The organism is Buttiauxella cochleicola (assembly GCF_021282405.1).
In the GTDB taxonomy this organism is placed as follows: Bacteria; Pseudomonadota; Gammaproteobacteria; order Enterobacterales; family Enterobacteriaceae; genus Buttiauxella; species Buttiauxella massiliensis.
The window spans coordinates 71,176-85,858 of the sequence record NZ_JAJSOU010000013.1 but is presented as its reverse complement, the minus strand read 5'-3'; the positions used below and the strand labels follow the sequence as shown (position 1 = coordinate 85,858).

Here is a 14,683-nt window from a genome sequence, read left to right as displayed (position 1 = left end):
AGTGATAGCGCAATATATCGAACTCAATGTTCGATTTTATTGAACAAGGCGTCAAAAGGTGTGATGTGCTAATCTAGCGCTAATTGACGATACAGACTTACCAGGCAGTGCGCTGCCCAGATGATTACGTAATGGAAAACATAAAACCCTCACTGTCCTCATTATTCTCTCGCCTTGATGGCTTAATGCTACGCGACAGACAACGCTTCTCGCGCCGTTTACATGGCGCGAAGAAGGTGAAAAATCCTGAATCGCAGCAGGCTGTGCTTGATTCACTTGCGCAAGAGATTGACTCCGCCGCCGGTAAGGTCCTGCTGCGTGAAGCCTCGCGCCCAAAAATTACTTACCCAGAAAATCTGCCTGTAAGTCAGAAAAAGCAGGACATTTTCGATGCCATTCGTGACCATCAGGTGGTTATCGTGGCGGGTGAAACCGGCTCAGGTAAAACCACGCAGTTGCCAAAAATCTGCATGGAACTGGGGCGCGGGTTAACAGGGCTGATTGGTCATACGCAGCCTCGTCGACTGGCGGCGCGAACCGTTGCCAACCGTATTGCGGAAGAACTGCAAACAGAGCCGGGAGGCTGTGTTGGTTATAAGGTGCGTTTTACTGACCACATCAGTGAAAACACCATGGTCAAACTGATGACCGACGGCATCCTGCTGGCGGAAATTCAGCAAGATCGCCTGCTGATGCAGTACGACACCATCATCATCGATGAAGCGCACGAACGTAGTCTGAACATCGATTTCCTGCTGGGTTATTTGCGTGAGTTATTACCGCGTCGCCCGGATCTGAAAATCATCATCACTTCTGCGACCATCGATCCGCAGCGCTTCTCGCGCCATTTCAATAATGCGCCAATCATCGAAGTGTCTGGCCGTACTTACCCGGTAGAAGTGCGTTATCGCCCGATAGTTGAAGATGCTGACGATACCGATCGCGACCAGCTACAGGCTATTTTCGATGCGGTAGATGAACTCGGCCACGAAAGTGCCGGAGATATTCTGATTTTCATGAGCGGCGAGCGCGAAATCCGTGACACCGCTGATGCGCTCAACAAGCTGAATCTGCCGCACACCGAAGTGCTGCCGCTGTATGCACGTTTATCGAATAGCGAGCAAAACCGCGTCTTCCAGTCGCATGTTGGGCGTCGAATTGTGCTGGCAACAAACGTTGCTGAAACATCGCTCACCGTGCCGGGCATTAAATACGTCATTGACCCAGGTACGGCGCGTATTAGCCGCTATAGCTACCGTACCAAAGTCCAGCGTTTGCCTATTGAGCCGGTTTCGCAAGCTTCTGCCAACCAGCGTAAAGGCCGCTGTGGGCGTGTCTCTGACGGGATCTGTATTCGTCTTTATTCCGAAGACGATTTCCTGTCGCGCCCGGAATTTACCGACCCGGAAATTCTGCGTACCAACCTGGCGTCCGTTATCTTGCAGATGACTTCGCTTGGCCTTGGCGATATTGCCGCATTCCCGTTTGTGGAAGCGCCGGATAAACGCAATATTCAGGACGGCGTTCGCCTGCTTGAAGAGCTTGGTGCTATCACCAGCGATGCCGATCTCAGCGTTTATAAACTGACAACATCAGGCCGCCAGCTGGCGCAGTTACCTGTCGATCCGCGCCTTGCGCGAATGGTTCTGGAAGCGCAGAAATTTGGCTGCGTGCGCGAAGTGATGATTATCACCGCCGGCTTGTCGATTCAGGACCCGCGCGAGCGCCCGATGGACAAACAGCAGGCGTCGGATGAAAAACATCGTCGCTTCCAGGACAAAGAATCTGATTTCCTTAGCTTTGTGAACCTGTGGAACTACCTCGGCGAACAGCAAAAAGAGTTGTCATCGAACCAGTTCCGCCGCCAGTGCAAGCTCGATTACCTGAACTACCTGCGTGTGCGCGAATGGCAGGATATCTACACCCAATTGCGCCAGGTAGTGAAAGAACTTGGCTTGCCAATTAACAGCGAACCTGCGGATTTCCGCTCCGTTCACTGTGCGTTATTGACCGGTTTGCTTTCCCATATCGGCCAGAAAGATGCCGATAAACAGGAATACACCGGCGCGCGTAATGCTCGCTTCTCTATCTTCCCAGGCTCCGGTTTATTCAAAAAACCGCCAAAATGGACGATGGTTGCTGAACTGGTGGAAACCAGCCGCCTGTGGGGGCGCATTGCCGCTCGTATCGACCCGGAATGGGTTGAGCCGCTGGCGCAACACTTATTAAAACGCTCATACAGCGAACCGCACTGGGAGAAATCGCAGGGTGCGGTGATGGCGACAGAAAAAGTCACGCTGTACGGCTTGCCGATTGTTGCTGCCCGCAACGTGAATTACAGCCAGGTTGACCCGGCACTTTGCCGTGAGCTGTTTATTCGCCACGCGTTGGTGGAAGGTGACTGGCAGACCCGCCATGCGTTCTTCCGCGACAACCTCAGGCTGCGTAATGAAATTGAAGAACTTGAACACAAATCCCGTCGCCGCGACATTCTGGTGGACGACGACACGATGTTTGAGTTTTACGACCAGCGCATTGCCCACGATGTGATTTCTGCACGCCACTTTGATAACTGGTGGAAACAGGCCAGCAAAGAGACGCCGGACCTGCTCAATTTCGAAAAGAGCATGTTGATTAAAGAGGGTGCGGAACAGGTCAGCAAACTCGACTACCCGAACTTCTGGCATCAGGGCAATCTCAAGCTGCGCCTGACTTACCAGTTTGAACCGGGCGCGGATGCCGATGGTGTGACGGTGCATATTCCGCTGCCGCTATTAAACCAGGTCGAAGAGGCCGGGTTTGAGTGGCAAATTCCGGGCGTGCGCCGTGAACTGGTGATTGCGCTGATTAAATCGCTGCCAAAACCGGTACGCCGTAACTTTGTGCCTGCGCCAAACTACGCCGAAGCGTTTTTAGGCCGTGCCACGCCGCTGGAACTGCCGTTGCTGGAAAGTTTAGAGCGTGAGTTCCGCCGTATGTCGGGCATTACTATCGACCGCGAAGACTGGCATTGGGATCAGGTGCCCGATCACCTGAAAATGACTTTCCGTATCGTCGATGAAAACAATAAGAAACTCAAAGAGGGTAAAGACCTCAGTGAGTTGAAAGGTGGGCTGAAAGAGAAAGTCCAGCAAACGCTCTCGGCGGTTGCCGATGACGGTATTGAACAAAGCGGTTTGCATATCTGGAGTTTTGGCTCGCTTCCGGAAAGCTACGAGCAGAAACGCGGTAACTATCGCATGAAGGCCTTCCCGGCGCTGGTGGATGAAAAAGAGAGCGTGGCAATCAAACTATTTGATAACCCGCTTGAGCAGCAACAGGCAATGTGGCGTGGTTTGCGCCGTTTGCTGCTGCTTAACATCCCATCGCCGATTAAATACCTGCATGAAAAGCTGCCGAACAGAGCCAAACTCGGCCTGTACTTTAACCCGTACGGCAAGGTGCTGGATTTGATTGACGACTGCATTTCTTGTGGCGTCGATAAACTTATCGCGCAGGCGGGCGGCCCGGTGTGGAGTGAAGAGGGCTTTGCCGCGCTGCACGAAAAAGTGCGCGCGGAACTTAACGACACCGTGGTGGAAATTGCGAAGCAGGTCGAACAGATCCTGACTGCAGTTTTCAACATTAACAAACGGCTGAAAGGGCGCGTGGATATGACCATGGCGCTGGGTCTGTCGGATGTAAAAGCCCAAATGAGCGGGCTGGTTTATCGCGGTTTTGTCACCGGAAACGGCTACAAACGTTTGGGCGATACGCTGCGTTACCTGAATGCCATTGAGAAACGCCTCGAGAAAATGGCGGTCGATCCGCATCGTGACCGCGTGCAAATGCTGAAAGTGGAACACGTGCAGCAAACCTGGCAGCAGTGGCTGAACAAACTGCCGCCAGCACGCCGGGTTGACGAAGACGTGCAGGAGATCCGCTGGATGATCGAAGAGCTGCGTGTGAGCTTCTTTGCGCAGCAATTGGGGACGCCTTATCCGATTTCTGATAAGCGTATTTTGCAGGCGATGGAACAGATTACGGCGTAAGCCCAACTCCGCTTCTATACTCCATGAGCGGTCAAATTCTGACCGCTCCACTGGGGTCCTCTCATGAAACGATTAGCCGATAAAGTTGCCATTGTTACCGGAGCCAGTTCTGGCATCGGATATGTCACCGCCAAACTGTTCGCCGCTGAAGGCGCAAAAGTGGTCGTTGGTGCCAGACGTGAAGCCGAACTTGCTCAACTGGTTGATGAAATCATAGCTGCGGGAGGCGAGGCCGTCGCCGTAACGGGCGATGTGCGCGAAGAAGCCTACGCTAAAGCGCTGGTGGAAAAAGCGGTGCAAACATGGGGGCGTCTTGATATCGCCTTCAACAATGCGGGGACGTTAGGTGAAAACGGCCCGAGTACTGAAGTCTCAGCGGAAGGGTTTGCCAATGCGGTTGCCATCAACCTAACTGGATCTTTCCTCGGAGCTAAACACCAGATTGCCGAAATGCTCAAACACGGCGGTGGCTCGGTGATCTTTACGTCTACGTTCGTCGGCTATTCCTTCGCATTCCCACAAGTCGCCTCATATGCCGCCAGCAAAGCCGGGTTAATTGGGCTGACGCAGGCGTTAGCAACGGAATTTGGCCCGCAGAATATTCGCGTGAATTCAGTTTTGCCGGGCGCCGTAGATACCGATATGTATCGTGATATGAATGATACGGCGGAATCGCAGGCATTCATTACCGGGTTGCACGCGCTCAAACGGGTAGGTAAACCGGAAGAAATCGCGCGAGCGGTACTTTGGCTCGCGTCTGATGAATCGTCATTTGTGACGGGTACCGCTTCACTGGTGGATGGCGGCGCGTCAATTAACGGGGTTTAGATGTTTGTCGGGCGGGAAAAACTACCCGCTCGAGTCAGATTAATTAGCTAACAGTAGATATGGCTTTAATGTTTAGTTGTGATTGCAAAATTCTTTAAAACGTTGCGAAAAAGCTCGTTGTTGAAAAATTACTTCATCGATTGTTAATAATTATATTTTTATTTCCAGTCCAAGATATGAATGTGATACTATTTTAACCTGCTCAGAAGTATATATTATTTACATTCGAAACCATTTCAAATGGGTGAGTTTATGACAGCCTAATATTATTGGGTTTATTAACAATCGCTCAACATCAATTGTTATGTTAAGGTTTAACTGTGGAACGGTATTCATATTTTTTTCCCGCTATATCTATAATTATTTTTGTTATTGTCTTTTTTATTTTTCTTTTACTAAAGAAAACAAAATCTCTAAAAGCAACGAAGGATATTCTTTCCGGATATGAATCACGATTTAGAAATATCCTGGATGCTGAGAAAGAAGCAGCTACAATTGTGTCTACTGCAGATACAGAAGCTAAGAGGATCATCAGTTCTGCTGAGGCTGAGGCTGAAATAATACTTAGCAATGTTAAAGAAATATTAATTAACGCGGATAAAAAAGTTGCTGATGATTTAGGTGAATGTAATAAAAAAATCGATGCCCTGAATTTACAGGCAGCAAATATTGTCAGTGATGCCAGAATTACCGCAGCTAAACTTAATGATGAATCGCGACAAAGTGTAAATAGAATCACGGATAAAGTCATAGCGGCTGAAAATGATCTCGAAGGATTGAAAAAATCCTATAGAGAGAAGAAAATAATTTATGATGATTTAAAGAGTGCTATTACAATTTATCAAGATAGTTATGATTTACAAGAAATGGGATTTTATGATCCTCATTTTGACTTTGACTGCTCGGAAAAATTCATTGCAGAAATTAAAGCAAACAGAGAAAAACAAAAATCCTTACTTAAGGATAAAACAAGTTCAGGAGCTATATATTGCCCAACCGAATGGACAGTTGGTGGTTCTAAGCGTGAAGGTCAGAAAATGACGACCAGAGGTATAGACTTGACCGCCAGAGCTTTTAACGGTGCTTGCGATGCTGCGATTTCCAGTTGTACCTTTAAGAATATAGCGCTAATTGAAGACCGTATAAAAAAGACGTTTGAAAAAATCAATAAGCTCAATGAAGTAAACCAAATTTACATTACGCCAAAATTCCTTAGTATAAAACTTGAGGAATTGAATCTAACCTATGAGTTTAAAGAGAAAAAACAACTTGAAAAAGAAGAGCAAAGGGAGTTGCGAGCCCAGATTGCTGAAGAAAAACGTGCGCAAATAGAAATAGAAAAAGCAATAAGAGAAGCAGAAGAAGAAGAACGTCGGACTACAGCTGCACTGAATAAAGCCAGAAAAGAAATGGAAGCTAAATTGGCAACGGCTACAGCTGCTCAGGCTGAAAAGTATAATAGTAAAATTACTGACCTTGAAGAAGCATTAGCTGAAGCAAAACTTAAAGGTGAAAGAGCACTAAGCATGGCACAGCAGACTAAACGCGGCCATGTCTACATCATTTCTAATATCGGCTCATTTGGTGAAGAAATTTATAAGATTGGTATGACCCGCCGGCTGGACCCTCAAGACCGTGTAGATGAGCTAGGATCGGCATCAGTACCATTCCTCTTTGATGTTCATGCGATGATTAAAAGTGATGATGCTCCAGCACTTGAGTCGGCTTTACATCAAATGTTTGATAAAAAGCGCGTGAATGCTATTAATCGCCGTAAAGAGTTTTTCAATGTTTCGCTTAAGGATGTAAAAGAGGCTGTTTATAAATTAGCAGGAGATAGTGCTGATTTTATTGAAACAGCAACCGCTCAGCATTACTACGAAACTATAGCTCTTCGTAAGCAAGAAAGTTCGGAAAAAATAGCAGTAGCTAAACAATCCGGCCTTAAAGCTCTAGAATTTACGGAGACACTGTAATGTATTTTTTATTAGCTGTCATAGTTTTTGTATACGTGATTTATTATTGTTTTGGAGGCTTTCAAGAAGCTTCCAAAAAGAATGCAAGATACAAGGTTAAGAGTGCCAAGCAAAATTCACCTCGGAAAATTAAAGTCTCCAAACCAAAACCTAATGATATGACGTTCAAGTAAACTATATCAATATTTGGGGTTAAAGCTTTCGAGAACTAATTACTAATATTCTCACTTATAAATAAAGGGTTTCTATGCCAGACTTAAGTAAAGTACCAGCAAAAAAATTAAAATTAGAAGATTTAATTCATTCGCTTAACGCTGCTTTGTTCGCAGCGCAGGATCTTGATGGTGAAGTGTTTTTTATTGAGGATTACGGTAGTACAAGTATTAATCTATATTACGGCGATTATGATGAAGAGGAAACCTTCCAGGAAGGAGCACAAGTTAGAGAGTTCGGTTTTGATAATAAGAATGATGTTAAGGACTGGTTAGCATCAGAATATGCCTTACTCGAAATCAATTTAGTGACCACCTGGTATCTTGAGCGTATCAGCCGAAAAGCAGAAGCAAGTAAACGTAAATCAATGGATATCTTAAAATAAGAAATCAATAGTCATCTAGTGGGCATATTTTCTATAAAGATGATGTAAGGTGGGTGAGGGGTAACAAGCGGATGCATTGCACCCGCTTATCCAATCCACAAAACCCGTTTCTTGCTGGTTTATTTCGCGTCTGGCAACGCATAAGCAATGATGTAATCACCACGGTCAGGAGACTGACGTGCGCCGCCTGCGTTAATCACAATGTATTGCTTGCCGGTCTTTGGTGACACATAGGTCATCGGCCCAGATTGGCTACCAACTGGCAGACGGGATTTCCAGATTTCCTTGCCGTTTGCAGTATCAAACGCGCGTAGATAGAAATCCTGCGTACCTGCGAAGAACAACAGGCCCGACTGAGTCGACAGCGATGCACCAAGCGTAGGCATGCCAATTGGAATCGGTAAATGCATACGAATCCCCAGTGGCCCGGTATCTTGTACCGTCCCCACCGGAACCTGCCAGACAACTTTCCCTGACTTCAGATCAACGGCCGACATCGTGCCAAACGGTGGTTTCTGGCATGGAATACCCAGTGGTGAGAGGAAACGCTCACGCATTGCGCCGAACGGCGTGCCGTCCATTGGAACGATACCCATCTCGATACCGCTGGCGTTTTTCGCCACATTGGCACGAGGCACCATGTAGTTTGCAAGACCCAGACGCATATCATTGACGAACATCAGGCTGTTATTCGGGTCAACAGAAACGCTGCCCCAATTCATCCCACCCAGCGAGCCTGGATATTGCAAAGAGCGGTCAAGACCCGGCGGCGTGTAGACACCTTCGTGGCGCATGCCTTTGAACTCGATACGACAAATCAGCAGATCGATTGGTGTCGCACCCCACATATCCGATTCAGTCAGGGTTTCGTTGCCAATCATGGGCATCCCGACCGAATACGGCTGGGTTTTCGAATAACGCTCACCTTCGATATTACCCTGTGGCACAGGGCGTTCTTCTACCTTCGCTACCGGCTCGCCAGTCTCGCGGTTGAGCATGAAAATCATGCCCTGTTTGGAGGTCTGAACAATCACTGGCGTAGTGCTGCCTTTACCATCGGGTAAATCATAAAGCAGTGGCTGTGATGGTAAATCGAAGTCCCACAAATCGTGGTGCGTAGTCTGGAAATGCCAGCGCACTTTGCCCGTTGTTGCTTCAACTGCAACAATAGATGAGCTGTATTTATCGTCCTGTGCAGTACGCGTTCCACCAAAGAAATCAGGTGTGGCGTTACCAGTAGGCAGGTAAATCAGACCGAGTTTTGCATCATAAGACATGGCAGACCAGACGTTTGGTGTGCCGCGTGTATAAGTCTGGCCTTCAGGTGGCAACCCTGTGATAGCCGGATTACCCGGATCCCATGCCCATGCCAGTTTACCGGTGTGAACGTCATAAGCGCGTACCACACCCGGAGGCTCACCGGTGGAGAAGTTATCTGCCACACGGCCACCAACTACCACCACGTTACCGGCAACAAGAGGTGTAGAGGTTTGCTGGTAATAGCCCGGTTTAACTTCACCCATGCCAGCTTTCAGGTCGACCGTACCGTGGTCGCCAAAGTCTTCGCACAACTTACCGTTATCAGCGTTGATCGCAATTAAGCGCGCATCGGTAGTAGGCAGGAAAAGACGGCGAGGGCATGCAGCGGGCTGCGCTGGTTCGGCAAGAGTAGCGGCAGCTTGTTGAGTCGTTTCTTCGAAATAACCTAAACCACGGCAGCGCTGCCAGTTCGGTGCTGTAGCTTTACTGTCATAGCGCCATTTTTCTTTACCGGAGTCGACATCCAACGCCAGCACCTTGCTGTACGGTGTGCAGACAAAAAGTGTGTCTCCAACCTGTAATGGGGTGTTCTGGTCTTCTGCGCCCGAACCGTTGCTTTGGGGAATATCACCCGTATGCGCGGTCCAGGCTACTTGCAACTCCGAGACATTACCCTTGTTGATTTGATCAAGGGCGGCAAAACGGTCGCCGTGGGTGGTATTGCCCCAGTGCTTCCAGTCTTTTTGTACTTCATCAGGTGCGACGGGTTTTACCGGGACCTCTTCATTGGCGGCAACTTGCACCTGCGGCACAAACATCCAGCCTGCGCTTACCAACATACAAACTGCGAGCAAAGCCGCAATACCATATGCCGGCCCTTTTTTTACCGGAACCGTGCTTTGGGCAGTGCGTAAAATGGGCCATGCAATGGCAGCAAGGAAGGCGAGCACCGCAAAGGTAAACAGGCGCGAGAACAGCGGCCAGAAGTCCCAACCGGCATCGCTAATTGCCCAAAATATTGAGCAGACGAATGCCAGGCCATAGAGCACCAGCCCGGCGATTTTCTTCTTGATAATCAAAATGGCAGAAATGAGCATCACAATGCCCATCAGCAAGAAATACCAACTGCCGCCCAGGGCAACTAAATAAGCCCCACCAATACCGATCGCGAGGCCAATAAGTGCCATTAGCCCGCCAAGAACCCACAGCAGCCCAAGTGCCAGGCCGCGCGGGGGAGTAAGATTTGCCATAACATTCTCCTGTTGAAGCGTGTTCCTTCAGCTTCATATGCAACAACGTCTCCTTGTTGCAGGAGATCGCATGATTTGTACCTTTTGGTGTAAACAAAAACGCATGTGGTGACTGTATTTAGCGTTATCTCGAAAGTGAATTACGCATAACGAACCAAATGGTTAATGTTGGGGTATCATAATCTTCCGTTATGATATTGCAAAGTTGTTAATGAGAAATCGCGCATTTATTGCGAATTGGTAGCGGGATGGGTTGGGAGGTCGGGTAACGTGGGCTACCCGACAAATGCAGAGAGGAACTGCTTGTTTAAGCTATACTCAGGCTTTCAACGGGAGCAGTACGGCAAATTTTAACCGGTACTGATTTCGATGTTGGCGTCCCGGTGCCGTCGCCGACGCTGCTCAGAGGAACCAATGGGTTCGTTTCAGGGTAATAGGCTGCCAGATTGCCGCGCGGGATGTTGTAAGGCACGATTTTAAAACCGCTGACTTTGCGTGTGATGCCATCGTTCCATATCGTTTCGATATCTACCAGATCACCCTCGTGCAACTCAAGTGCCGCAAGATCTTCCGGGTTAATAAATAACACTTCACGCTGTCCGTAAACACCACGGTAACGGTCGTCCAACCCGTAAATTGTGGTGTTATATTGATCGTGTGAGCGTAAGGTTTGCAGCGCAAACGGGGCTTTTAAATCACCAAATAATGATTTCGGAAGAGGGGCTGCACTGAATTCCGCTTTCCCCGTTGGGGTATTAAAACGTAATTCGGCCGCCGCGTTACCAAGGTAGAAACCACCTGGTTTTTCACACTGCTGGTTAAAATCTTTAAAGCCTGGAAGGGTGGCCGCAATATGGTCGCGAATCAGATTGTAATCCCCTGACAATGCCAGCCAGTCGAGCTTTTCTTGCCCCAGAACGGTGTTAGCAATCCCACAAACAATGGCGGTTTCTGAACGCTGCGTTACAGCAATCGGTTTCCCGATACCTTCAGATGCGTGCACCATGCTGAATGAGTCTTCAACGGTGATGAACTGCCGCCCACTGGCCTGCATATCTTCTTCAGTACGCCCAAGCGTTGGCAAAATCAGTGACTCTTTGCCGGGTACGACATGGCTGCGGTTAAGTTTGGTGCTGATATGAACCGTCAGGCCGCAACGTTGCAGAGCTTCCTCGGTGCGAGGGCTATCTGGTGCGGCTGCCGCAAGATTGCCACCAAGAGTAATCAGGACTTTGACCTCATCACGTAGCATTGCCGCAATAGCTTCAACGGTGTTATGGCCTTGCGCGCGCGGAGGCTCAAAACCGAAATGAGTTGCAAGGCTATCGAGTAATGCAGCCGATGGTTTTTCATCAATGCCCATCGTGCGGTTGCCTTGTACATTACTGTGACCGCGCACTGGGCACAGGCCCGCACCAGGTTTTCCGAGATGGCCACCCAGAAGTTGCAGGTTAACGATTTCACGTACGGTGTTCAGGGAGTGTTTGTGCTGCGTAATGCCCATCGCCCAGGTGCAAATCACACGTTCGGCCTGCTGCCAGATAGTCGCGGCATCACGCAATTGCTGCTCGCTCAATCCGGATTGATGGGTAATGTGCTCCCAGGACGTGTTGTCGATTTCAGCAAACCATGCTTCCACGCCAAGAGTGTGCTCAGCAATAAAGGTTTCATCGAAAATACCCGTGCCACCGTTCTCAAGTTTCTGACGATGGGTTTCCAGCAGCGCTTTTGCCATACCGCGAATCGCGGCCATATCACCGCCCAAATTCGGCTGGTAATAGTAGCTACTGATTTTACCGGCCAGTGGTGTCATCACTTCTAACGGCTTTTGCGGATCGGCAAAACGCTCAAGACCGCGTTCACGCAGGGTATTGAAGGTCACAATTTGTGCGCCGTTCTCAGCTGCGTGGCGCAAGCTATGCAACATACGCGGGTGGTTAGTACCGGGGTTTTGGCCAAACACAAAAATGGCGTTGGCCTTATCAAAATCATCTAAATGAATGGTGCCTTTACCGACGCCGATACTGCGTTTAAGCCCGCTGCCGCTGGCTTCATGGCACATATTCGAGCAGTCCGGGAAATTATTGGTTCCCATCATGCGACCGAATAATTGGTACAGATAAGACGCTTCGTTACTGGCGCGTCCTGAGGTGTACAGTTCTATCTGGTCGGGATTATCCAATACCTTAATATGCTGACCGATAAGCGCCAGTGCGTCATCCCAGCTAATGGCTTCGTAATGGTCAGTCTGCGGGTTGTAACGCAACGGCTCAGTAAGTCGTCCTTGATATTCAAGGAAATAATCGCTCTGCTGATACAGATTACTGACACTGTGCTTAGCAAAAAACTCGTTATCGATAAAACGGCGAGTTGCTTCCCATGTCACTGCTTTCGCGCCATTTTCGCAGAAGCTAAAAGTACTTTTATTGTCATCGCCCCATGCACAACCTGGGCAGTCAAACCCTTTGGCTTTGTTCATGCGCATCAAGTTGCGCAGGTTTTTTATGGCATGTTTACTGTCGATAACAAAGCGGGTAGTTGCTTCAAGAGAGCCCCAGCCACCGGCTGCAGCGCGATAGGGTTTGATTGCAGATTTAAATTTCATAACGCTTAATTGTTGTCCTTTGAGCGACCGCACGCGGTTACGCCATTTACCGTTACAGTCAGTTTACTCCGGTTTAACCTGAATGTAAGCCTTACTAATTTCAGGGCTAAACTGTGATCTGTATAACTATTCATCGATGATTTGTTAACCCCTCCACAAAACGACAAATTTTTGTTCAATCTTTTGTTTCTCATGGCCGATGACTCTTTTACAGAAACACCTTTTTACAAAAAGAGAAACCAAGGACATGGCAACTACAAAAATCTCCCCACAAGGGGCTGTTCGTTTCTGGCACAACATCCGATTAGTGCCGCTGTTTACATCAATTCTGGTTGGGATTTTAGTGCTGTTCGCTTTATGTGTAGGGCTTGCGAGCTATTTTTTGATCCAGAGCGACAAAGCGCTGCAAGACGTGACCAACGAAATTCAGGTACGGATTGGGCTTTCGGAAAGCTCGACTAATTTGCGTAGTGCGCGACTGAATATCATCCATGCAGGGGCCGCAGGGCGTGTGGCCGACATGGATGATATGAAATTTAATATCGCTGAGGCAGAAAAGCTGATTAAACAAGCGCAGGCCAGCTTCGATATTTATATGGCTCGTGCCGATAAAGTTGAGGCGGGTGAAGCGCTGGATAGCCAGTTGCGCACACGCTTTGATGAATATTTGAATAAAGGTATGGCGCCGATGATGAAATATGCCAAAAACGGCATGTTTGAGGCCATCATCAATCATGAAAATGAAGAAGCCCGCAAGCTGGATGCCGACTACAACAAGGTGTTAGAGCAAGCGGCGCAGATCCGTACCGAGCGCGCAGTTGCACTTCATGAGCAAGCCCAGGCCCGCTCACATTTAAGTGTGATGGTCATGGCATGCGCATTCGCAATCGCGCTGCTCCTGACGATATTTACCTTTGTCGTGTTACGCCGCGTGGTTATTCAACCTCTGCAACAGGCTGCAACGCGTATTGAACTAATCTCCAAAGGCGATTTAACCCAGCCATTGCAATCGTTCGGTAACAGTGAAATCGGCAAACTGAATCAGAACTTGCAGGATATGCAGGTTTCATTGGTGAATACGGTTGGCGAAGTGCGCATGGGGGCCGAGGCGATTTATCAGGGCACCAGCGAGATCTCTGCCGGGAACACCGATTTGTCGGCGCGTACTGAACAGCAAGTGGCGGCACTTGAAGAAACGGCGGCCAGTATGGAGCAGTTAACGGCCACGGTGAAACAGAACGCAGATAACGCCCATCACGCGACCAGGCTTGCCGAAGAAGCCTCCCACAAAGCCGGTGACGGTGGGCGCATTGTCTCAAGTGTTGTGAAAACCATGACCAATATCTCTACCAGTTCGAAGAAAATTTCCGAGATAACTGCGGTCATCAATAGCATTGCTTTCCAGACCAATATTCTGGCACTGAATGCGGCGGTTGAAGCGGCGCGAGCCGGTGAACAAGGGCGCGGGTTTGCTGTGGTAGCGACTGAAGTACGCACTCTGGCACAGCGCAGTGCACAAGCTGCCAAAGAAATTGAGGGGCTTATCAGTGAATCAGTATCGCTCATTGATAGTGGCTCAAGCCAGGTCGCTCATGCAGGCGAAACGATGACGGATATTGTCGGCGCGGTGCGACGTGTCACCAATATCATGCAAGAAATTGCGGCGGCATCGGATGAGCAAAGCCGTGGTATTGAGCAGGTCGGGATCGCGATAAACGAGATGGATAACGTGACACAACAGAATGCAGCACTGGTTGAAGAAGCCACCGCTGCGGCGAATTCTCTTGAGGAGCAGGCGGCGCGACTGACCACCGCCGTAGGAACATTTCGTTTAAGCCATCAGCCCAACGTTGTAAAAACTCAGCCTGAAAAGCCGAAAACCACCGCTAAGGCCGCTAAAACAGTTATAGACGAAGACGATAACTGGGCAACATTTTAGATGATGTGAATCGGTGGATGTCGCTTGCGCTAATCCACCCTATAAACTCCCAGAAAATGCCCCTCGTAGGTTAACACCGTTAGTTTAAGAATGAGATATCCGGGGCGACCACCGGGTTTGGCGTCCCTCCGGGAACCAAATCCCGGCGTTTCCCCTAATTCATTAGCTTAAATGAATGGTGTTACCTCGTAGGTCG

General features: G+C 48.9%; 7 protein-coding genes. 5 read left to right on the top strand and 2 right to left on the bottom strand.

Annotated features, from left to right (window positions below):
• Nucleotides 1-131: 131 nt before the first annotated feature.
• From hrpA to LVQ79_RS17155, 4 genes are all read left to right on the top strand, one after another.
• Entirely contained in the window at nucleotides 132-4,031 is a 3,900-nt protein-coding gene (hrpA, locus tag LVQ79_RS17170) for an ATP-dependent RNA helicase HrpA (RefSeq protein ID WP_232865859.1), read from the top strand.
• A gap of 63 nt (nucleotides 4,032-4,094) precedes the next feature.
• The gene (locus tag LVQ79_RS17165) at nucleotides 4,095-4,859 is read left to right on the top strand and encodes an SDR family oxidoreductase (RefSeq protein ID WP_151993444.1); all 765 of its coding nucleotides are present in this window, start codon (nucleotides 4,095-4,097) and stop codon (nucleotides 4,857-4,859) included.
• A gap of 320 nt (nucleotides 4,860-5,179) precedes the next feature.
• Nucleotides 5,180-6,835 carry an SNIPE associated domain-containing protein gene (locus LVQ79_RS17160; protein ID WP_232865858.1) on the top strand — a complete coding sequence of 552 codons (1,656 nt, stop codon included), beginning with the start codon at nucleotides 5,180-5,182 and terminating at the stop codon, nucleotides 6,833-6,835.
• A 247-nt stretch (nucleotides 6,836-7,082) separates the two neighbouring features.
• A complete protein-coding gene (locus tag LVQ79_RS17155; RefSeq protein WP_232865857.1) occupies nucleotides 7,083-7,433 on the top strand; it encodes a hypothetical protein in 351 nt (116 codons plus the stop codon).
• Between the two features lie 119 nt (nucleotides 7,434-7,552).
• Here LVQ79_RS17155 and LVQ79_RS17150 read toward each other — a convergent pair whose 3' ends face one another.
• Both LVQ79_RS17150 and LVQ79_RS17145 read right to left on the bottom strand, forming a co-directional pair.
• Entirely contained in the window at nucleotides 7,553-9,943 is a 2,391-nt protein-coding gene (locus tag LVQ79_RS17150) for a glucose/quinate/shikimate family membrane-bound PQQ-dependent dehydrogenase (RefSeq protein ID WP_232865856.1), read from the bottom strand.
• A gap of 307 nt (nucleotides 9,944-10,250) precedes the next feature.
• Nucleotides 10,251-12,548 (bottom strand): FdhF/YdeP family oxidoreductase, encoded by a 2,298-nt coding sequence (locus LVQ79_RS17145; RefSeq protein ID WP_232865855.1) that lies wholly within the window; start codon nucleotides 12,546-12,548, stop codon nucleotides 10,251-10,253.
• Nucleotides 12,549-12,795: 247 nt separating this feature from the next.
• Here LVQ79_RS17145 and LVQ79_RS17140 point away from each other — a divergent pair, with 247 nt between their 5' ends.
• A complete protein-coding gene (locus LVQ79_RS17140) occupies nucleotides 12,796-14,487 on the top strand; it encodes a methyl-accepting chemotaxis protein (RefSeq protein WP_232865854.1) in 1,692 nt (563 codons plus the stop codon).
• Nucleotides 14,488-14,683 lie beyond the last annotated feature (196 nt).